This is a genomic window from Streptosporangium subroseum (assembly GCF_900188345.1).
Lineage (GTDB): Bacteria > Actinomycetota > Actinomycetes > Streptosporangiales > Streptosporangiaceae > Streptosporangium > Streptosporangium subroseum.
Map to the genome: position 1 here is coordinate 47359 of NZ_FZOD01000056.1, position 18915 is coordinate 66273.

Here is an 18915-nt window from a genome sequence, read left to right on the forward strand (position 1 = left end):
CCACGGGGCTGTATGCATTCATGCATTCTCGTCTTGCCTGGTCGTGCACCGGCTGCGGTTTCCGTTCGGAGGAAGGAGGCGCTGTGGGCCACCGATCGTTTCCTGATCGGAGACCAGACGGATCGTGTGCGGCATCTGAACGGCGGTGCGGCCCACGTGCGACGGGCAACGGTTGGGTGCGGCGTGGGTGTGGTGCGGCGGGTGCCCGAGTGCGGCCCCGGCCGTGACCGGCGCCCACGCCGCACGCTCGGGCGGCGGGCCGTGCGGCGGCGCGCCGCGCCGTCGCCTTGATGCGGGAACAGTGCGTATCCGAGTGGCCTACGTTGAGCGCTTGACCGGCGGTCTGGTCCTTGGTCCGCTCAAGTCCAAGGCCGGTCGGCGCGTGGTCGGCATTCCCAAGGACATCGTTTCGGCGCTGCGCGAGCACATCGCCACTTACGTTCAGGACGAGCCGGGCGCGTTGTTGTTTCCCGGTGCGAAGGGCGGGCCACTGCGGCGGAGTGGCTTCAACACCCGCACGCGCTGGGTGGACGTGGTCAAGGAGATGGGCATGCCGGGTCTGCACTTTCACGATCTCCGGCACACGGGCAACATGCTCGCCGCCGAGTCGGGCGCAGGGCTCAAGGATCTGATGGCCCGGATGGGGCACGACAACGTGCGCGCCGCGATGATCTATCAGCACGCCGTACGGGGTGCCGACCGGGTGATCAAGGATGCGATCGGCAGGCGGTTGGAAAAGCGGAATGACGGTGAAGTCGATGAGATGCCCGCAGGGTGATCGCGGAGCTAATGGCCCGCTAATAGCCCGAGAAGATCGAACAGTCCGAGAAACGATTAAAGCCCGGGGCGGAAATCCATCCCTGACCTGGGCCTTGAAGCGTGGAGCGGGTGACGGGAATCGAACCCGCTCTGTCAGCTTGGGAAGTCTATTAACGCTCTGGTCCCTCGCCTGCGGAAATGCTGATCTGCGGGGGAGTGCTCCGGCTACCCGTGATTCCCCGTGGGTTCCCCTTGCTCCCCCTACTGACGGGCGCGCAACGGGCACGGGGGCAACGAACTGACCTTCTTCGTGCCAGCGTGATCATTCGGAGTGTCCTACGGTTGCCGTCAAGCTTGGGACGGTGCTCGGCGATCGAGACCAGCCAGCGACGCTCGGGGATAACGTCCTCAAGCTAGCGTCCACGCTCCCGAATCGCCGCCTCGATTCGTAGGCCAACGCCGATCACAGCCAAGATCAGCGTTCCTGTGAGAGCCTGGTCAGGTAGCTCGCCGTCGTTGGCGATAAAGAGCAAAAGGGCCAGGGCCACACCAAGAGTGAAGGCCACATTCCCGCAGGCCCTCACGGTCTCCACGTCGCTTTTTGTCTCGCGGGGTGTGGTGTCCTCTGGCTCATTCACAGCGAAGATCATCCCATGTCGGCAGATCACGGCGAAAGAGTGCGGAGACGCCACCCGCAGGTTTCTCCCGACGGGAAGATCCGGCTCCTCAGCCATCTATGAGCCTTTGCTCTGATCATGGCGATCATCCTGGAGCCGAGTGCCCCCGCCGGAGGCACGGTCTTTCCTCTCGATCATCGCGCAGACGAGAGCTCCAAGCATCATCCCAAACCCTGCCTTAACGGCGATGTCGAGGGTGTCGGAGGTGGTAGCGAAGAAGCGACCCAACAACCGAACCGATCCGATCAGCGCGAGTATTAATAAGACAACACCGCTGGCCAGGAACGCCGTCCGAAAAATCCGAGCTGAGTTTGCGGGGTTTAGGGCGGCGCGGTACAGAGCATTACCGAAGGCGGCCAGAGGGAGAATCGCTAAGAGCACGTCAAAGAAGTTGGGACTCATGGCGGCTGATCGTATGACAGGCGAGTCAGGACGGGAATAGCCAGTTTGGCGGCGGTGTGCCGTCGGTCGGCGGGTTGGCATCGTACGGTGCGATGTCCGTACGGCGATGCCCCGCGCGGCGCCTGCGCCGTGACCGGCCCCCAGGCCGCATGCGCGGCGCAGGAGCGCTGGCGCGGGGCGTACGGCGCGGCGCGCCGCCGCCTTGAATACCCACTAAGAACAATTCGGCAACTCGCTTCCCGCAGCTGTTGTCGTGTCCCGGGACATGCTTGACATGTCAGTCCCAGGACATTCTTGACAGGTGCCGTTTTCGGCTCAGTCTGGCGTGCGTCGTTTGCGGGTGTTGCGTGTCAGGAGGCCGGGATTGGCTCTGGTTGATTTGTCTGTTGTGGAGCAGCGGTATCACGCGGTGCTGGCCGTGTTGGCGGGTGCGCGGGTGAGTGAGGTCGCCGCTGAGATCGGGGTGTCGCGGTATCGCGCCTCGGGCCTGACGGGGTGGCAGGTGCGCAGTGTCGAGTCGGCCGAGCGTCTGCTCACCCTGGCGACCAGGGCCTCAAGGATCGCCCGGCCGCTCACACCCATCACGTCGGAGCAGACGGCGGCGGTGGCTTGGGCGGCGTTCCTGAAGGGGGCCCGGTTGACCGACGAGCTGTCGGCAGAGGTCACCCTGTCTGCCGTTGCATTCTCATCCCACCAGCCTGTCCCGATCTGGCATACACCATCCGCACGATCAAGGTGCTCGGCCCCAGATGGCCCCCACGCCGACTGCTGAGTGCGGTAACCCCGGTCATTTATGGAGCCGGTGCGGGGAACAGAACGTCGCCCACGTTCTCATGCCGCCCGTGCGCCTTGTGTACGGATCACACCGGATGGAAGGCCGTCCCCCGCCCGCCACCGGGCCCCGGAACGACTCCGCTCGGAACGTGCCGGGGGTACGGGGCTCAGGACGCGGGGACCTTGGTGGCGGCGGCGAGGGCGCTGAGCACCTGCACGAGCTGCGCGACGGCTTCGGTGTCATCGGCCGGGTGGGTCTCGGCGAAGCGAGTCACTGAGCCGGGTATCGCGAGTTTGGCGTCCTTCAGGATCGTGGCGCCGGCGATACCGGCGGACTTGCGGGCGTCGTCATGGGCCCACACGCCGCCGTACTGACCGAAGGCGGTGCCGACGACGGCGGTCGGCGAACCCGCCAGGGCGCCGGAGCCGAGCGGGCGGGACAGCCAGTCGATGGCGTTTTTCAGCACAGCAGGGATGGTGCCGTTGTGCTCGGGGGTGACGAGCAGGAACGCGTCGGCGCGCGCGGCGGTCTCGCGCAGGCGGGTGGCGGCGGCGGGACGCTGCTCGTCGGTGTCGATGTCCTCGTTGTAGAAGGGCACCTCGGCCAGGCCCTCATAAAGGGTGACCGTGACGCCCTCGGGGGCGTGTTTGACGGCGGCCTCGGCGAGCTGACGGTTGTGTGAGCCGGAGCGCAGGCTGCCGACGAGGGCGAGGATGTGGACGGGCATGGGTTCTCCAGACATAGACGTGCCGACGGAGCAAATACGACTGAGAGAGATGTGGATCTTGGTTCGCGGTGGTGAGCGGCGCTACTCGCGCATGGTCAGGCCGCCGTCCACCGACAGGATCTGGCCGGTGATCCAACTGGACTCCGCCGACAGGAGGAAGACGATCATGGAGGCGAGGTCCTCGGGCTCACCAAGCCGCGGGAGCGCGGTTTTCTCCGACAGGGCCTCGCGGACCTCGGGGGGCGTGCCGGTGCGGACGTTCTCCGTGAGGACGACCCCGGGGGCGACGGCGTTGCACCGGATGTTCTTGCGGCCCCACGCGTGGGCGGTGTGGCGGGTGAGCGCGTGCAGGGCGATCTTGGATGAGGAGTACGCGGTGAGCCACAGCTCCCGCTGCCACGCCGCCAGGGAGGAGACGTTGACGATCGAGCCGCCGCCCGAGGCGACCAGCGCGGGCAGGCTTTCGCGGATCACGAGCCCGGTGCCGGTGACGTTGATCCGCATCATCTCGGCCCACGCGTCGGGGTCCATGGTGTCGACGCCCTGGTCACGGGCCATGAGGTCCGCGCCGACAGCGGCGGCGACGTTGGCGACGCCGTCGAGTCGGCCGAACCGGTCAGTGGTCTGGGCGACCAGAGAGGCGATGGAATCCTCCTCCCGAAGGTCGAACTGGACCGTGAGCAGCCGGTCGGCCGCTTCCGGTGCCTGCTCGCGGGTCCGCGCGAGCTTGTCGGGATTGGTACCGGCCGCGGTCACTCGGGCGCCTTCGGCCAGCAGTCGCTGTACGGTGGCCGCGCCGATGCCCGATCCACCCCCGGTGACGATGAAAACCTTGTCCTTGAGCCCTTCCATTGCTGGGCATTCCTTTCTGCTTGTGAGGGTGCGGCGGCGGCGCGGCAGGTGGCAACGGTGCCGGAGGCGATGAGGCGGGAATACGCCTAAAGTGCCTGGTAGTTACCGCTATATGCGCAGAACGACCGCTTCGACCAGTGCGTTGACGCTTGGTGCGTAGGCCCACTGTGCAGGAATGCGACGAGGGTTACAAAAGGTATGTCTATGTTCCTGAGGAACACCGGAAGGGCGTCATCGGTGAGTAACTATGAGGGCCAGGCGGCCTCCACCGGCGAGGCGCGGGTGAACGTGCTGCGCCTCTCGGGCCCGTGTGAGCGCTGGGACGAGCGGGACACGGACTTCATTCGCGAGATCCTCGACCTGGTGGGCGACAAGTGGAGCATGCTGGTCATCGGCGTCCTGGCCGGCGGCGACGCCCGCTACTCGGACCTCGACACCGCGATCCCCGCCATCTCCCGGCGCATGCTCACCCTCACCCTCAAGCGCCTTCAGCGCAGCGGGCTGGTCGACCGCACTGCCTACGCGGAGGTGCCGCCCCGCGTCGAGTATTCCCTCACCGGCCTCGGCGCCTCCCTGCTCTCGGCCATCGGGCATCTGGCCGCCTGGAGCGCCGAACAGCACACCGAGATCCGACGCCACCAGGACGCGTACGACATGAGCGCCACACGGAGTGCGTACCTGGCATGAGGCGGAGTGGATCCCGTGCCGCAGTGAGATTTTCTCAGTGAAGATCACTTCAAATGGTTGTTGAAGACGAGAGCGGCGCGGGCGATGTCGCCAATGCGGCTGGGGCCGAGGCTGATTTGAGAGCACGCCAGCGTTCATTGAATTCGGCGGCGGTGCGCTCGCCGAGCGCTCGGACGTGTCCGATCAGCACGTTCATCACGCGGGTATCGACGGGGAAGAGCCTTCTCGGACTGGCCTTGGGGCGGCCGACCGGGACGCGGATGCCGATCCCGGCTCCGATGTAGCCCTTGTCCGTATGTTTCCTAGATCATCTGTCGCCCATGTCCTGGGACAGAAACGTCAGGCATCTCGTGAAACTAGACAGAGCGGATCTGCCGGGAGAACGGCGTGGAGGCGCGTAATACCCAGGTGCGCTCACCGACCACGACCGGGAAGGTCGAGCGCTGGCATAAGACGGTGCGCGAGGAGTTCCTGGCCGCCCATGAGCCGTTCGCCAGTGTCCAGGCGTTGGATGCGTGGGTGGCCGACTACAACACGGTGCGGCCGCACCAGGCGTTGGACATGGCTTCTCCGGCCAGTCGGTTTTCCCTCCGGTCGAGCGTGCTGGCGGGCGTTGTGGCGGAGGTGCCGTTGCGGCTTCCGGCGGATCTGGTCGCATTGCCGGGCTCATCTGCACCGACCGGTGAGGCGTCGGGCGTGCTCATCGCCGAGGCGGTGCCCGTGGCGGTGGAGGTGGAGCGCGTGGTGCCGCCGAGCGGCAACCTGACCGCGTGCGGGCGGCAGGTGTGGCTCGGGCGAGCGCGGGCCGGGCAGACGATCATCGTCTGGGCCAGCGCCACCACCATGTGCGTGTTCAGCGGCCAGGACCTGCTCAAGACGCATCCGGTGACGCTGACCAGCGCCGATCTGGGGCGGTTGATGGCTGGTGGTGGGCGGGCGGGCCGTCCGGCCCCGGCGATCGCGCTGCCGTCGGGACCGCTGGCGGCTGATGCGGTGGTGGAGGTCGACCGGATGGTCAACAACGCCGGGTGCGTGGGTCTGGCGGGCAAGCTGCTGAGCGTCGGGGCCCCGCTCGCCGGTCAGCGGGTGACATTGCGGATCGACGCGCAGACGGTCCGGGTGATCGCCAACGGGGTGCTGGTGCGCACCAAGCCGAGCCCGCTGACGCCCTCGCAGCGGGGCCGGTTGCACGGCGTCCGACTGGCCCGAAGTCCGAACGCGGTCACCGGCCGCTTCCCCCAGGTGCAGCGGGTTGTGGCCGGCAACGGCAACCTGATGGTGGCTGGCTGCAAGCTCCAGATCGGCCAGGTCCACCGCGGCAAGGTCGTCACCATCGTCTTGAAAGACACCCGATTTCGGGTGCTGTTCGAGGGTGAGGAACTGTCGGTGCATCCCCGAACCCTCATCAAGGAGGTCAACCGGCTGCGAGCAAGTGGCCATATCGATTACAGGATCTAGGCCTGGTGGAAAGCATCAACCGAGACTGATCCGTCAAGCATCAACTGAGGATTTACAGGGATGTGTTGTTATATGTACTGCTCCGGGACATGCTTGACATATCAGTCCTGGGACATGTTTGAAGGGTGCCGTTGGTGGTCGCTCTAAAGCAGTCAATCAAGGAGTTCGGGGCGGCGAGTGATTAGGGCGCGGCGGGCGGTCACATAACGTTCGTGGAACTCCTCGGCGAGAGCTTCGCGACGGTAGCGCTGGCGGATGACGCGGTCCAGATCTGCGGCGCGGTTGACCAGGTCGGTGAGAGATTTGCGGTCGATGTCGAACGCTGTCATTCCCTGCTCTACGGCGGCGTCGAGGTTGCCACGCCGGGCGTGGACGATGCCGAGGTCGATGTGAGCGTCGGCGACGCGCATGGGGGCGTTGGACGTGCCGTCCGGGCGGGTGTGCATCTGGATTGTCTCCAGGGCATGTTCTTCGGCGCGGTCGTCGTCGCCGAGCCAGGTGTAAGCGGTGGCAGCGTAGAAGACCCATTTGGCGTGGTCGAACACGAAGTGATGATCCGGGTTCCCGGGAATAGGGAGGCGAGCGAGAACATCGGCTCCGCGGGTCAGGGCCTTGTCGGCTTCGCGGCGGTCACCGATGCGAGCCAGTCCGCGGGCCTCTTGCAGAGTGAGTTGGACCATGGCACTGGATTGCCGGCGGCGGCCTGGCCCATGCGGGCGGCGGTGACCACGTCTTCGTAGCGGCCTTCGACCAGGGCAAACCAAGCAGACATCTCATGTGCCCACCCCATGAGTTCGCTGTGGCCGAGGTGTCCTTCAAGAAGTACGGCTCCGACTGGGTGAACGAGCGCCCCGGCCTGCGATCCAAGACGGTCCAGCTCTATGAGGGCCTTCTCCGCCTTCACCTGGTTCCGACTTTCGGCAACCTGGCCGTGAGTGAGATCAAGGCGGCTCACGTGCGCAAGTGGCGCAAGACGCTTCTGGATGCGGGGGTCGGGCCGGTCACCGTGGCCAAGGCGTACCGACTGCTCAAGGCAATCATGAACACGGCGGTGGAGGATCGGATGATCAAGTCCAATCCGTGTCGGATCAAGAGCGGCGGCAAGGAGGAGTCACCCGAACGGCCAACGCTGACCGTGGAACAGGTCTTCACACTGGCCGCTGCGATCGAACCACGCTTCCGGGCGCTGGTGCTCCTGGCGACTTTCGGCAGTCTGCGATGGGGTGAGCTGGCGGCGCTCCAGCGGAGGAACCTCGACCTGGACGCCCGGACGGTCAAGATCGCAAGCTCCACCACCGAACTCAAGGACAGCTCGGTGACCATCGGCCCGCCCAAGTCCGCGGCGGGTATGCGCACGGTGGCTCTGCCCGAGGTGGTGATCTCCGAGCTTCGTGCGCATCTCGACAAGTACACCGATGACCATGATGGGGCGTTCGTCTTCCTGGGTGCGAAGGGTGCCGTGTTGCGCCGGTTCACCTTCACCCGGATCTGGACCAGGGCGCTTAAGGACGCGAAGCTCTCCGGTGTCCACTTTCACGACCTTCGCCATACGGGCAACAAGTTCGCTTCTCGGTCGGGTGCGACGCTGCGGGAGCTGATGAACCGGATGGGGCACTCGACCACGCGGGCCGCGCTGATTTATCTGCATACCGAGAACGGGCGGGACCAGATGATCGCCGATGGCATGGGCGGACTGGCCGACGAGGCGCTGAGAAAGGCCCAAGATCAAGGGGATTGGGCACGTAACGGGCACGGAAGATCGAAGTGAGTCTTGAAAAGAATAAGGCCCGGGTTCGGAAGTTATCCGTGACCTGGGCCTTTTCGTTTGGAGCGGGTGACGGGAATCGAACCCGCGCTGTCAGCTTGGGAATTGCAGCGCTCACGGGGAGCGCACCTCGGGTTGCCTGGTCGGCGGGGCTGCCGGGATGGCCGCGAGTGACCGTGGTTGACCCCTCGTTGCCGGGGTTAATGGCACGCTAATGGCACGACGATCAGGAGCTAACATGGCGTCCCTCCCCGGACTCACCAGGTGGCTTGCAGATGATCAGTTGAACCGGTTAGGGCTGGTCTGGCGTAGTGAGCGCGAGATAGGTGTACGCCGGTAGCGCGGGAGGCGAGAGCCAGAGCGCTGGCGATGGGGTCCTCGCTGTATCCGTCGCCGTCGTCATACAGGCCCAGGTCACGGACATCCGCAAGGAGCCGATCGGGATCGTCGCCCTCCCGGTAGCGGTAGCTGTACAAGCCGAACGTGGTAATCAGCCGCTCGTTCAGCCTGAAGGTGAAGTCCGAGTCCTCGACATCGGCGAACACCGTGGCCACGGCCGTACTCAATGACAACGGCTCGGCCACGTTGCTGACGTACTTGGTCGTCCATCCGGTGTCGGCCAGGACGGTTCCGCCCTGAGTGGCGTATGCGGCGACACTGAACTCGCCGAGAGTACCCGGGGTGACCTTGATCCGCCGCAGAGCGTCCGCAGGGGATAGATCACGGACGAAGTTGATGCACAAGACGGTGGTACCGACACCATCGGTCCACCGTTCGCTCAACCAGGCGTAGTCTGCCGCTGTCGCCCCACCCATGCGCGCCCCCCTGAGTCGTCCAGATCGCCGCCAGCCTAGACAATCACGCGCGACGCGCATAAGCCGCCTGCCTGATCATCTCGTCCGCCGTCGTCCCGCCCGGCGCGCTCGTCTTTCCCGGTGCCAAGGGCGGCCCACTGCGGCGCAGCGGCTTCAACACCCGCACGCGCTGGGTGGATGCGGTCAAGGAGATGGGTCTTCCCGGTCTCCACCTCCATGATCTCCGCCACACGGGCAACATGCTCGCCGCCAAGTCCGGCGCGGGGCTCAAAGACCTGATGGCCCGGATGGGTCACGACAATGTGCGCGCCGCGATGATCTATCAGCACGCCGTGCGGGGTGCCGACAGAACGATCACGGACGCGATCGACCGGCAGATCATTGGGCGCGACGACGAGGAGGACGGCTCGGCGGGGATGCCGGTCCCGGTGAGCTGATCGAGAGCTAATGGCACGCTAATGGCACGAGAAGATCAAAGAGCCCTAGAAGCGATTAAGGCCCGGGTCGGGAGTTCATCCCTGACCTGGGCCTTAGAAGTGGAGCGGGTGACGGGAATCGAACCCGCGCTGTCAGCTTGGGAATCATCTACTGACCTTGCTGCCCTGAGCTGGGAAAACAGGAGTGCAGGTCAGGGTGGGTCGAGTCCCCGTGATTCCCCGTGAGTGACCGTGGTTCCCGCCTGTTCTGGCACGCATCTGGCACGTGATCAAGGCCGGGTCGTCGACAGGAGGAAACACGGCAGCGGTATAGATACAGGTCATTGGAGGTGGTCGCTTGCACCGGTCAGGGCATCTCGGGCGTAGTTCCTCTGTGAGAAACGCACACCAGTGGCGCGGGATGCGAAGGCGAGAGCCGCGGGGACGGCGTTCTCGGTGAAGTCATCACGGTCGAGGCCCAGTTCGTGAAGATCGGGGAGAAGATGTTCGGGGACCTCTCCGGAGCGATAGGAGTAACCGTACAAGCCGAATTCGGTGATCGGATCCCCGTCGATGAGGAGGCTGAAATCGTCGCCCTTGATGTTGGCAAACACCGTGGCCATCGTCGTGCCCGACGACAGTAACCCTGGCGCCGTGCCCCCCGACGTGCCCCATCCGTAGTCGATCAGAACTGTTCCTCCGTCGGCCGCGTAAGCTTCGACTCCGAAATCGCCGACGGTTCCAGGAACGACGTCGATTCGGTGCAGAACTTCGCGAGGGGGTAGGCCTTGCACGAAGCTGGCGCAGAGCCAGGTATCGCCAGCACCATCAGTGAACTCTTGATAGAGCCATTCGTACTCTCCTGCCGCTGCGCCGCTCATCAACATGCCTTTCCTGAAGGATTAAACCCACGATGATCTTCGCAGAGGAGACCGACAACTGTCCGCTCTGGCTGTGTTCCGTCCTTGAGCTATCAGCTTGGGAAGTCTTTCAACGCCAGGTGGCCTGAGCTGGGAAAACGCTGACCTGGGCATATGTGGGTCGAGTGACCGTGAGTCCCCGCAGGTTGCCGACCGTACGGGCACGCAACGGGCACGCCGCATGCTTGCTGGGCCTCGGCTCCGGGCATGCTGCCGATGAGTCCGATGCGGGTGCTGCCGTTGGAGACGTGGCCGGCCGTGGTGCCGTCCTTGCTAATCGAGTTCAGGTTGGCCATGGGGTATGCGGTGCGTGTGCCGGTGGCGACGTTCCACACCATCGGAAACAGTCCGTCCTGGGTGTTGTTGAGTCCCCAGCCGACGGCGAAGTCGCCGCGAATCTGGTACACGCCGCCGCGTGGGTCGGAGGCGCCGGTGGAAAGCGTGTCGAACGCCGACCTTGATGACGGATCCCTCGTCTACAGCTGAACCCGCGTCGCACCCCGAATCGATGACGCGCCCCCGGCCCGGCGAACAGCTCGCCAGGTAAACGCTTCCGGTCAGCCCGCAGTAGGACCTGTCAGCTCTTACCGAGCTGCGCCGGGGCGGGCGGCGCGGGGGGCGGTGCGCTGAGGCCAGCCTGCTGGTGCCCGGGTTCAACGCGGTGGGATTTCGAGCTGAGCTGGAGCGCGACGATGATCGCGGCGAGGACTGCGAGACCGGTCGCGATGAGGAACGACAGGCGGTAGCCGTCCACCAGGGAGCCGCTATGGCCGGCGGTGGCCGCGGCGGCGGCGGCGAGGATCGCGAGGCCGACCGCGGCGCCGGTCTGCTGGCTGGTGGTGAACAGCGCCCCGGCCAGTCCCTGGTCGCTGGCCTGGACCCCGCTGGTGATCGCGATCGACGCAGTCGGCAGCGCCAGCCCGACCCCGGCCGCGGTCAGTACCAGGCCGGGCAGCACCGCCGCCGGGTAGCCGGCCCCGGCGGTGATCTGCGCGAGCCACAGCTGTCCGGCGCCCATACAGGCCAGCCCGGCCAGCAGCACGGCCTTGATGCTGAACCGGGCCAGCAGCCGGCGGGTACCGAAGGTGGAGAGAAGCACCACGGTCACGGTCGACGGGGCCAGCGCCAGGCCGGTCGCCACCGGGCTGAACCCCAGCACCCTCTGCATGTACAGCGACGCGAAGTACACGTAGCCGGCCAGGATCGCGCCGATCAGCAGCATCGCCGCGATCGCGGCCCGCCGGGCCGGCTCCGCCAGGATCGACAGGGGCAGCATCGGAGCCGCCGACCGCTTTTCGGCGACCACAAAGCCCGTGGTCAGCAGCACCGCCAGGGCGAGAGCGATGATGGTGGCGGGCGCGGCGAAGCCGTGCTGCTGCCCGCTGCTGAGCCCGAAGATCAGCGCCGCGATGCCGGTGGTCACCAGCAGCGCCCCGCGCACATCGACGCTGCCGCCGCCACCGGACCGCTTCCCGGCCGGCAGCCGCGGGACCAGCGCGAATATGATGGCGATGACCGGCGGGTTGATCAGGAACACCGCCCGCCAGCCGAAGTACTGGGTGAGCAGCCCGCCGGCCACGATCCCGGCGGTCGCGCCCGCCGCGGTGGTGGCCTGCCAGATCGCCAGCGCCCGGTTGCGCGCCGCCCCTTCTGTGTTGGTCGTCGTCAGCAGCGACAGCGCGGCCGGGGAGACCATCGCCCCGGCCGCGCCCTGCACGATCCGGGCGATGATCAGCATGATCGGCCACTGCGCGAGCCCGCAGGCCAGCGACGCGATCCCGAACAGGGCCAGGCCGATGGCCAGCATCTGCCGCCGGCCGAGCAGGTCCGCCAGGCGGCCGCCCGCCAGCAGCAGCGACCCGAACGCCAGCGCGTACCCGGTGACGATCCACTGCAACGCCGCCGCGGGCATGCCCAGCTCCCACTGGATCGACGGCAGCGCCACGTTCACAATGCTGAAGTCCAGCTGCAGCACAAACTGGGCGGCGCAGATCAGCGAGATGACAAACACGGCCCGCCGCGAGCCGCCCGCAGCGGGCAGTGGCGCGGCGCCATTCATCGAGTGGTCTGCCATTGGCGGATCTCCTGTCCTGACTGTGTTCCTTGCTGGGTCATCGGTGTCAACCACGCCCGGCAGAACGCCGATGCCGGTCCGGCGGCAGGGCGCACAGATACACTGCATCTGCCTGACAGATGACACTGTCCAGATGTGCTGCAATTCAGGCCTAGAGGCGGTGGCCGATGGAACTCAGACAGCTACGTCACTTCCTGGCGTTGGTCGAGGAAGGCAGCATCACTCGCGCCGCCAAGCGCGAGCTCATCGTGCAGTCAGGCCTGTCGTACTCGCTCCAGGCCCTCGAACGCGAACTCGGTACGCCCCTCTACGTCCGCGGAACCAGGCCCGTCCGACTCACCGCGGCCGGCGAGGCTTTGGTGGGCCCGGCTCGCCGGACCTTGACCAGCGCTGAGCAGGCGGAACAGGCCGTACACCACACCCGTGATGTGCTCATCGGCACACTGCGCATCGGCGTCTCGCGCTCCGCTCAGCATCTGGTGCCGTTCGCTTCCTATCTCGGCGAGTTCACTCGCGATCATCCCGGCATCGACCTGCGCCTGCAGCACGCGCCCGCGTTGACGATGATCTCGATGGTCGAGACGGGAGAACTGGATTGCGTGATCGGACCCGCGGTCAGCCAGGTCCCGGGCCTCCGGATAACTCGCCTGGCGCGAGAGCCGCTGCACCTCGTCTGCCGTGCTGATCACCGCCTGGCGGAGCAGGCTGAGGTCAACATCAGACAACTCGCCAACGAGCGGTTCGTCGATGTACCCGCAGGGTGGACGGCTCGCCTGTTGAGTGACGCCGCGTTCGCCGGCGAAGGAATACCGCGCCGCGTCGTCTGTGAGGTCGGCAACTGGGAGCTATTCCTCGAGCTGGTCAGCTCAGGCGTCGGTATCGGCTTCGCTCCAGTCGGCCTGCAGTACCCGGTGCTGACCTCACCAGATAGCGTTCTGCGGCTCATCGCGGTTGAGGGCGTGCGCCTGGAAAGGCACATCTGCCTGATCCTGCCCTCGGTGGGCGAGACCAGTCCGGCAGCACGGCGGTTCGCCGATCAGCTGCTGCGCATCCACCCCGCGGGCAGCTAACCGGCGCCTGTTAGCCAACGCAGCCCTGTCGCCTCGGAAGTGGCGCGGCTGCCGGTGCCCTCATGCCGCGACCATCTGATCGTCAGATGGACTCCATCTGCGACAGGTGCGACGCAGGCGACATCGGCGGCAACGGAGGCGCGGTTGTACCGGGCGAAACTTCCATGCCGACCGTGGACGCCGGCCCAACGGCCGCCGCGGCCACGGGGACAAGATGGGGATGCAGAAATGCCGCTCCGGAAGATCCACCACCCGGTCGGCTCCTACACGGCCGAAGAGAAGAAGGAGTTCGCCGAGATGAACCTCACTGACCACGCCGGAGTCCGGCTCACACACGGCAAGCCCAAGGTCAACGGCGTGGAGATCCACTACGCGATCGGCGGCGCCGGCGAGCCGGTGTTCTTGCTGCACGGCGTGCCGAAGACCATGTCGGACTGGCGCCACGTCGTGCCACTGCTGACCCCGCACTACACCGTCATCGCGGTCGACAACCGAGGCTTCGGCGGCTCCCAGCGCCCCCTGACCGGCTACGACACCGCCACGATGGCCGGTGACGTCGCCGAACTGGTCACCCACCTGGGCTTCGACCAGTTTCGCGTCGCCGGCGAGGACTGGGGCGCGGCCATCGCTTACGTCGTCGCCGCCTTCCACCGGCCCCGGGTGCAGCAACTGGTGTTCCAGGAAACGCTCCTACCAGGGTCATGACGTTCGGTGGGGCGCACATGACGCAATCGTGAACAGCGACTGACCGCCCAGTGGATAGCGTTTAAGGAGATCGATGCTCGGACCAGCGTCGATCCGCCCTCAGCGCCGCCGCATCGCCATCTCGGCGGCCCCAACATCAAAGGAGGTCCGTGGTATGGCTACCTCCTGGGACATCAAACACCGTCTGACCGAAGCGATCAATGCTCACGACCTGCACCGAGTGCTCGATTATTACCACCCGGACGCCGTCTACGTCTCACCGGCAGGCATGGCAGAAGGACATGAGCAGATCGCCTGGCTCTATGAGCAGATGTTTAAGGGCTTCCCGGACTATCACCTGACGGCGTGGTTCGAGGTCTCCGACTGCGACAACCCCGCGGTCACGGAATGGACGGTCACCGGTACTCACACGGGACGCTTCCTTCTGCCGGACGGGCGCGAATTGGAAGGAACCGGCCGCCCCATCACCCTCCGTGCCTCATGCTCTGCCTTTGTGGAGAACCAAAAGATCGCCACTCATCGGGAATACTTCGATCAGCTAGAGCTGTACACCCAGCTCGGTTTTGGCTTGACGAATCTTGATGCCACCTCCTCGTAGGCCAGGCGTGGTCGATTCCGTTCCGCGCACCACGCCAGAGGGTCCTCACCCATTTCAAGACCATCAACAGCGTGTCGCTGATCCCACCCCGCTGTCACCAACGTCCATGGTCAGTACACCTAGGGCGCACGTTTCAGTTCATTTGATCGTTGACCCGGGTGTGCCGCTGAGAACGGTCCAAGAGACAGGCTCTAGCCCCGGCTGTGCAAAGCCTGCGAGAGCGCGCTCATGCTGATGTCGACGATCGTGCGGAGCTGCTTCTGGCTCGCCCGGGCCCTGCTCATCACGGCCAGCGACTGGTTGACCGCCACGATGTGAGTGGCGTAGTTCTCGGCGTCGCCCTCGGCCAACTCCGCGGTGTTCAAGGCGGTCCGTAGCCGCGCGCGCTGAAGCCCCACAGCTTCGATCGCACGCGTGGCGATAGCGGGGCTGAGTACTGGTGTCGCCATCGCGGTCTGAGCGACCAGACATCCGTCCGGCACGTCGGGGTCGGCGATGCGTTGGAGGGTGACCTCGAAAAACGCCTGTATCGCCCGCAGCGGTTCCCCGGCACCGGAGGAAAGCGCCTGCTCGTACCTGTCTCCATACCGGACGGCGTAGCGGTTCAGGCAGCGCAGGTAGAGCGAGTCTTTGTCACCGAACGAGGAGTAGATGGAACTTCGGTTCAATCCGGTCGCCCTGGAGAGGTCGTCGAGCGAGGTGTCGGCGTACCCGGCCCGCCAGAACTGGACCATCGCCGCGTCGAGCACGATGTCCACGTCGAACTGCTTCTTCCCGGCCATCCCGCATGCACCCCGTTCTTGAGCCAGTCCATCGTGGCCTTGCCCATCCTATCTTGAACTGAACAGTCCAAGATGTGTTAGATTCGAGCATGACCGACACCACCATCGCCCCGAACGGCTCTCCCGACCAGAACCACGTCCCCGGGCTGCCGCTGCGCGACCTCGCGGGCTTCACCCACCGCTGGGTCGACGCGGAAGGAATCCGGCTTCACGCCGTGGAAGGCGGTCGGTCGAGTGGCCCCACCGTCGTGCTGCTCGCCGGATTCCCGCAGACCTGGTGGGCTTGGCACAAGGCGATGCCGCGCCTTGCCGAGCGCTTCCACGTGATCGCGATCGACCTGCCGGGACAGGGCCACTCCGACCGTCCCCAAGGGGGCTACGACACTCACACCCTCGCTTCGCGCGTCCAGGCCGCGGTGACCGCGCTCAACGTGCCGAAGTACTGGCTCGTCGCCCACGACATCGGGGCCTGCGTCGCCTTCTCGCTCGCCCTGAGGTACCAAGACCGCCTGCACGGCGTCGCCCTGCTCGACGCCGGCATTCCCGGAATCACCCTCCCGGACGCCATCCCAACGGATCCCGAACGGGCCTGGAAGACCTGGCACTTGGCATTCCACCTGGTGCCCAAACTGCCCGAGACGCTGATCACCGGCCGCGAGCGTGATTACGTGGACTGGTTCTTCAGGGTCAAGTCACTGTCCCCGAACACGTTCGACAGCGCCGATATCGACCACTACGCCGCCTCCATCGCAGCCGAGGGAGGGCTCCGAGCGTCTCTCGGCTACTTCCGCGACGCCGCGGAATCAGGGCGCAAAAACCAGGACGCTCTCGCTCCCGGACGAGGGCACTTGACCATCCCGGTCCTGGGAATCTCCAGCTCCCACGGCTCGATCCCCGACATGGCCGCCTCCATCAGCCCCTGGGCAGAGAACGTGACCGGTGTCGTCATCCCGGAAGCCGGGCACTTCATTCCCGATGAGCAGCCCGACGCAACTGTGGACGCGTTGACCGCGTTCATCGATCACGCGCGTGTCGGGTAGGGCGTGTCAGGGAGTTCGCCAACACGACCGCGATGATCCGCCCTCACCGAAACCAAGATCAACTTATCTGGCACGAATCTGGCAGGCGAGTCAGCAACAGCCCCAAAAAGAATCAAGGCCCTGGTCAGGAATCATCCTCTGACCTGGGCCTTTTCGTTTGGAGCGGGTGACGGGAATCGAACCCGCGCTGTCAGCTTGGGAAGTACATCGATCACGCCTCGTAGGGCGGCTGGCCTGGGTGTCGGACCGGTCGTGAGCGACCGTGGTTGACCCCTCGTCACCCTGGTTAATGGCCCGCTAATGGCCTGACGGTCAAAGCTCTGGATTGGGTTCGGTGGCGGACTCAGCAGCGACGGTGTGGAGTCGCTCGATCTTTCCGAAGATCTCTTGATCACTGAGTACGGATGGGCCGAGTCGCCTCCAATTTCCGGGCACTGGCAGGGGACAGGGTCATGGGGGTGAGCCATCCCTGCCGTGTCAGGACCACTTGAGCCGGGAGAGGGGCGACCGGGTAGACCTCGACGCCCTGTGCCCAGTTCGTGAGCAGTCCTTCGGTGCTGCTGGAGTCGACCAGGACGATCGAGATGGGCTGGCCGTCTTTGGCCCAGGTGTTCCAGATCGCCCACCCTCCGGACCGGGCTTCAACGTCCAGGCGGTCGCAGATCTCGGTGTAGCTCTCTTCCATGCCGACGGGAAGGGCGTGCGGCCGGAGGATGACCGCCCCGGCGAGTTTCATCAGTGGAAGGTCCTCGTCGAGACATCCGTCCCCCTCGAAGTGATGGTGACGGAGTTGGCGGGCTGTCTCGATCACTGCTCGCCGAAGTGGCGTGGCCTCATCAGAGGTGGTGGTGAGAGTGAGCCATCCCTCGTCGTCTGCCGCGTTGACGATCTCGCGCGCCAGGTGCTCGATGTAACGTAGATACTCGATATCGCTGAGGTCGGTTCGGGACACCGCGACAGTGTGACATCAGGGCATGATCCCGAGCATGTGGGTTATACGGCCGGGAAGATGCCGTTTTCCTGAAGTGGAGCGGGTGACGGGAATCGAACCCGCGCTGTCAGCTTGGGAATCATCTACTGACCTTGGCATCCTGAGCTGGGAAAACAGGGGTGCAGGTCAGAGCGGGTCGAGTCCCCGTGAGTCCCCCTGAGTGACCGCGGTTCCCCGCCTGTTCTGGCACGCATCTGGCACGGAAAACTCGCTCGTCGTCCATCGCTTGGCGGCATCCCGGTTGCGCTGCCTTTGGCAACCGATCTTGTCGGTGGCGGAGCCTATGCTTCCCGTCCATGACCAGAGATGGAACTCCTGTCGTGCACGTCAAGCATCTGGACGTGGAGGTGCATTACTACCAGGCCTATCTCATGGACGAGGGGCGCAGTGTGGGCGGGTTCGATTTCGATAACGCGCCAAGCCCTCCTGTGGGAATCATCCGAGTGGAGAAAGGCAGTGCCCTCCTGACCGTGGGCCCTCAGTGGGCAACGGTGAAGTTCACGGTGGCTGTCGCCGATCGGGATCCGGGTGCCGACCTCGATGGCTACGAAGACATCGTCGAGATCAGTTACGAGTCCCCATCGGGTCGGCTTTCGCTGGAGGAGTGGGGAGGGGGGAGGGCCCATACTCTTCCTCCGCTGCCTGCCGGTCCTGGAACATATCGATTGCGATACCACGTCAGAGGTATGGACGAAGAAGTCGCGATCGAAATAGGTGATCACTACTTCCTGCAGATCTGGCCTGAGCCGCCACGTGATCCCACCGTGCTCAAATCCACGAGTTCAACCTTTCAATACTGGCTGAACTCTGAACGATCTAGGCAAGCTGGCGTGGAATAGAGCGATCTGCATTATCAGCTTGGGAAGTCTCTATCGCACCTGGTCGCTGAGCTGGGGAAACACTGACCTGCGGGGGGAGTGCTTCGGCTACCCGTGATTCCCCGTGAGTCCCCCTTGATCACCCTCCTGACGGGCACGCAACGGGCACGACACCCGGACTCGGAGTGTTCTCTAGTAGATCTGTCCCAGTTACCTTTGGGACTTGCGACTGCCAGTCAGCTCCTCTGCTGTGTCTATCCCCTGAAAGCGTGGAGATTCGATTATGCGGCCCTGGCCTCCTGAAGCCTCGCCCTGGCGGCTATTCGAGCGGTCATGATCTGCTGCTCGTAGACCATCGGTGGTAGCCCGTCAGCGGCGCTGTGTCGTCGGCGAGCGTTGTAGAAGTCAGCGATCCAGGTCGCGATCCTCAACCGGGCCTCGGCCCGGGTGCGGAAACGGTGTCGGTGCACGTATTCGACCTTGAGGGTGGAGTTGAACGACTCGGCGGCGGCGTTGTCCAGTGCGCAGCCGACCCGGCCCATCGACTGGACCACTCCCCAATGCCGGCAGGCTGCTTGGAAGCG

General features: G+C 65.3%; 24 protein-coding genes and 1 pseudogene. 12 read left to right on the forward strand and 13 right to left on the reverse strand.

Annotated elements, in window-relative coordinates:
• Positions 1–331: 331 nt before the first annotated feature.
• On the forward strand, positions 332–778 hold the full coding sequence (locus CHC08_RS36615) for a tyrosine-type recombinase/integrase (protein ID WP_179282417.1): 447 nt from the start codon (positions 332–334) through the stop codon (positions 776–778).
• Between the two features lie 394 nt (positions 779–1172).
• On the opposite strand, the gene CHC08_RS36620 is transcribed toward CHC08_RS36615, so the two are convergent.
• Complete coding sequence (locus CHC08_RS36620) at positions 1173–1493, reverse strand: hypothetical protein (RefSeq protein WP_089211971.1); 321 nt, start codon at positions 1491–1493, stop codon at positions 1173–1175.
• A complete protein-coding gene (locus CHC08_RS36625) occupies positions 1494–1838 on the reverse strand; it encodes a hypothetical protein (protein ID WP_089211972.1) in 345 nt (114 codons plus the stop codon).
• Positions 1839–2217: 379 nt separating this feature from the next.
• Between CHC08_RS36625 and CHC08_RS51955 the strand changes: the two are divergent.
• Positions 2218–2349: pseudogene (locus CHC08_RS51955) on the forward strand (IS481 family transposase); the annotation flags it as partial.
• Positions 2350–2779: 430 nt separating this feature from the next.
• Here the strand turns inward: CHC08_RS51955 and CHC08_RS36635 are convergent.
• Together CHC08_RS36635 and CHC08_RS36640 are read right to left on the reverse strand one after the other, a co-directional pair.
• Positions 2780–3340 (reverse strand): NAD(P)H-dependent oxidoreductase, encoded by a 561-nt coding sequence (locus CHC08_RS36635; RefSeq protein WP_089211974.1) that lies wholly within the window; start codon positions 3338–3340, stop codon positions 2780–2782.
• Between the two features lie 81 nt (positions 3341–3421).
• A complete protein-coding gene (locus tag CHC08_RS36640) occupies positions 3422–4192 on the reverse strand; it encodes an SDR family NAD(P)-dependent oxidoreductase (protein ID WP_089211975.1) in 771 nt (256 codons plus the stop codon).
• Between the two features lie 237 nt (positions 4193–4429).
• Between CHC08_RS36640 and CHC08_RS36645 the strand changes: the two genes are divergently transcribed.
• Complete coding sequence (locus CHC08_RS36645; RefSeq protein WP_245878785.1) at positions 4430–4879, forward strand: winged helix-turn-helix transcriptional regulator; 450 nt, start codon at positions 4430–4432, stop codon at positions 4877–4879.
• A 49-nt stretch (positions 4880–4928) separates the two neighbouring features.
• Here CHC08_RS36645 and CHC08_RS50000 read toward each other — a convergent pair whose 3' ends face one another.
• Complete coding sequence (locus CHC08_RS50000) at positions 4929–5075, reverse strand: hypothetical protein (RefSeq protein WP_179282419.1); 147 nt, start codon at positions 5073–5075, stop codon at positions 4929–4931.
• A gap of 191 nt (positions 5076–5266) precedes the next feature.
• Between CHC08_RS50000 and CHC08_RS53055 the strand changes: the two genes are divergently transcribed.
• Entirely contained in the window at positions 5267–6337 is a 1071-nt protein-coding gene (locus CHC08_RS53055; RefSeq protein ID WP_179282420.1) for an integrase core domain-containing protein, read from the forward strand.
• Positions 6338–6489: 152 nt separating this feature from the next.
• Here CHC08_RS53055 and CHC08_RS36655 read toward each other — a convergent pair whose 3' ends face one another.
• The gene (locus CHC08_RS36655) at positions 6490–6882 is read right to left on the reverse strand and encodes a hypothetical protein (protein ID WP_089211978.1); all 393 of its coding nucleotides are present in this window, start codon (positions 6880–6882) and stop codon (positions 6490–6492) included.
• Positions 6883–6941: 59 nt separating this feature from the next.
• Positions 6942–7292: a hypothetical protein gene (locus CHC08_RS51965; RefSeq protein WP_245878786.1), complete on the reverse strand. Its 351-nt coding sequence runs from the start codon at positions 7290–7292 to the stop codon at positions 6942–6944.
• Here CHC08_RS51965 and CHC08_RS36665 point away from each other — a divergent pair.
• Positions 7176–8105 (forward strand): tyrosine-type recombinase/integrase, encoded by a 930-nt coding sequence (locus CHC08_RS36665; protein WP_420823602.1) that lies wholly within the window; start codon positions 7176–7178, stop codon positions 8103–8105. The two genes, CHC08_RS51965 and CHC08_RS36665, sit on opposite strands and share 117 nt — an antisense overlap.
• A 254-nt stretch (positions 8106–8359) precedes the next feature.
• Here the strand turns inward: CHC08_RS36665 and CHC08_RS36670 are convergent, their stop codons facing one another.
• Positions 8360–8884: a DUF6461 domain-containing protein gene (locus CHC08_RS36670; protein WP_218825660.1), complete on the reverse strand. Its 525-nt coding sequence runs from the start codon at positions 8882–8884 to the stop codon at positions 8360–8362.
• Positions 8885–8994: 110 nt separating this feature from the next.
• Between CHC08_RS36670 and CHC08_RS36675 the strand changes: the two genes are divergently transcribed.
• Positions 8995–9354, forward strand: a complete 360-nt coding sequence (locus CHC08_RS36675) for a tyrosine-type recombinase/integrase (protein WP_275937232.1) — start codon at positions 8995–8997, stop codon at positions 9352–9354.
• Between the two features lie 320 nt (positions 9355–9674).
• Here CHC08_RS36675 and CHC08_RS48775 read toward each other — a convergent pair whose 3' ends face one another.
• On the reverse strand, positions 9675–10214 hold the full coding sequence (locus CHC08_RS48775; protein WP_143653491.1) for a DUF6461 domain-containing protein: 540 nt from the start codon (positions 10212–10214) through the stop codon (positions 9675–9677).
• A gap of 246 nt (positions 10215–10460) precedes the next feature.
• Here CHC08_RS48775 and CHC08_RS36685 point away from each other — a divergent pair, with 246 nt between their 5' ends.
• Positions 10461–10739, forward strand: a complete 279-nt coding sequence (locus CHC08_RS36685; RefSeq protein ID WP_143653492.1) for a hypothetical protein — start codon at positions 10461–10463, stop codon at positions 10737–10739.
• 91 nt (positions 10740–10830) lie between these two features.
• Here CHC08_RS36685 and CHC08_RS36690 read toward each other — a convergent pair whose 3' ends face one another.
• Positions 10831–12327 (reverse strand): MFS transporter, encoded by a 1497-nt coding sequence (locus CHC08_RS36690; RefSeq protein ID WP_179282422.1) that lies wholly within the window; start codon positions 12325–12327, stop codon positions 10831–10833.
• A 167-nt stretch (positions 12328–12494) separates the two neighbouring features.
• On the opposite strand from CHC08_RS36690, the gene CHC08_RS36695 reads away from it, so the two are divergent.
• The 3 genes from CHC08_RS36695 (at position 12495) to CHC08_RS36705 (ending at position 14700) form a co-directional block, all read left to right on the forward strand.
• A complete protein-coding gene (locus CHC08_RS36695; RefSeq protein ID WP_089211986.1) occupies positions 12495–13397 on the forward strand; it encodes a LysR family transcriptional regulator in 903 nt (300 codons plus the stop codon).
• Positions 13398–13625: 228 nt separating this feature from the next.
• Entirely contained in the window at positions 13626–14102 is a 477-nt protein-coding gene (locus CHC08_RS36700; protein ID WP_218825661.1) for an alpha/beta fold hydrolase, read from the forward strand.
• 154 nt (positions 14103–14256) lie between these two features.
• Entirely contained in the window at positions 14257–14700 is a 444-nt protein-coding gene (locus CHC08_RS36705; RefSeq protein WP_089211987.1) for an ester cyclase, read from the forward strand.
• Positions 14701–14891: 191 nt separating this feature from the next.
• On the opposite strand, the gene CHC08_RS36710 is transcribed toward CHC08_RS36705, so the two are convergent.
• Complete coding sequence (locus CHC08_RS36710) at positions 14892–15482, reverse strand: TetR/AcrR family transcriptional regulator (protein ID WP_089211988.1); 591 nt, start codon at positions 15480–15482, stop codon at positions 14892–14894.
• Between the two features lie 89 nt (positions 15483–15571).
• Here CHC08_RS36710 and CHC08_RS36715 point away from each other — a divergent pair, with 89 nt between their 5' ends.
• Entirely contained in the window at positions 15572–16522 is a 951-nt protein-coding gene (locus CHC08_RS36715; RefSeq protein WP_089211989.1) for an alpha/beta fold hydrolase, read from the forward strand.
• Positions 16523–16913: 391 nt separating this feature from the next.
• On the opposite strand, the gene CHC08_RS36720 is transcribed toward CHC08_RS36715, so the two are convergent.
• Entirely contained in the window at positions 16914–17474 is a 561-nt protein-coding gene (locus CHC08_RS36720) for a hypothetical protein (RefSeq protein ID WP_089211990.1), read from the reverse strand.
• Positions 17475–17809: 335 nt separating this feature from the next.
• Here CHC08_RS36720 and CHC08_RS48780 point away from each other — a divergent pair, with 335 nt between their 5' ends.
• Positions 17810–18352: a hypothetical protein gene (locus tag CHC08_RS48780; protein WP_143653493.1), complete on the forward strand. Its 543-nt coding sequence runs from the start codon at positions 17810–17812 to the stop codon at positions 18350–18352.
• A gap of 260 nt (positions 18353–18612) precedes the next feature.
• Here the strand turns inward: CHC08_RS48780 and CHC08_RS36730 are convergent.
• Positions 18613–18915: integrase core domain-containing protein (locus tag CHC08_RS36730; RefSeq protein ID WP_143653494.1), on the reverse strand; the 303-nt coding region annotated here is incomplete at its 5' end.

What these genes read in the sequence shown, in the direction of transcription:
- CHC08_RS36620 (WP_089211971.1), bottom strand. Translation starts at nt 1,493, where the DNA reads ATGGCTGAGGAGCCGGATCTTCCCGTCGGGAGAAACCTGCGGGTGGCG.
- CHC08_RS36625 (WP_089211972.1), bottom strand. Translation starts at nt 1,838, where the DNA reads ATGAGTCCCAACTTCTTTGACGTGCTCTTAGCGATTCTCCCTCTGGCC.
- CHC08_RS36635 (WP_089211974.1), bottom strand. Translation starts at nt 3,340, where the DNA reads ATGCCCGTCCACATCCTCGCCCTCGTCGGCAGCCTGCGCTCCGGCTCA.
- CHC08_RS36640 (WP_089211975.1), bottom strand. Translation starts at nt 4,192, where the DNA reads ATGGAAGGGCTCAAGGACAAGGTTTTCATCGTCACCGGGGGTGGATCG.
- CHC08_RS50000 (WP_179282419.1), bottom strand. Translation starts at nt 5,075, where the DNA reads ATGAACGTGCTGATCGGACACGTCCGAGCGCTCGGCGAGCGCACCGCC.
- CHC08_RS48775 (WP_143653491.1), bottom strand. Translation starts at nt 10,214, where the DNA reads ATGAGCGGCGCAGCGGCAGGAGAGTACGAATGGCTCTATCAAGAGTTC.
- CHC08_RS36685 (WP_143653492.1), top strand. Translation starts at nt 10,461, where the DNA reads ATGCTGCCGATGAGTCCGATGCGGGTGCTGCCGTTGGAGACGTGGCCG.
- CHC08_RS36690 (WP_179282422.1), bottom strand. Translation starts at nt 12,327, where the DNA reads ATGGCAGACCACTCGATGAATGGCGCCGCGCCACTGCCCGCTGCGGGC.
- CHC08_RS36695 (WP_089211986.1), top strand. Translation starts at nt 12,495, where the DNA reads ATGGAACTCAGACAGCTACGTCACTTCCTGGCGTTGGTCGAGGAAGGC.
- CHC08_RS36700 (WP_218825661.1), top strand. Translation starts at nt 13,626, where the DNA reads ATGCCGCTCCGGAAGATCCACCACCCGGTCGGCTCCTACACGGCCGAA.
- CHC08_RS36705 (WP_089211987.1), top strand. Translation starts at nt 14,257, where the DNA reads ATGGCTACCTCCTGGGACATCAAACACCGTCTGACCGAAGCGATCAAT.
- CHC08_RS36710 (WP_089211988.1), bottom strand. Translation starts at nt 15,482, where the DNA reads ATGGCCGGGAAGAAGCAGTTCGACGTGGACATCGTGCTCGACGCGGCG.
- CHC08_RS36715 (WP_089211989.1), top strand. Translation starts at nt 15,572, where the DNA reads ATGACCGACACCACCATCGCCCCGAACGGCTCTCCCGACCAGAACCAC.
- CHC08_RS48780 (WP_143653493.1), top strand. Translation starts at nt 17,810, where the DNA reads ATGACCAGAGATGGAACTCCTGTCGTGCACGTCAAGCATCTGGACGTG.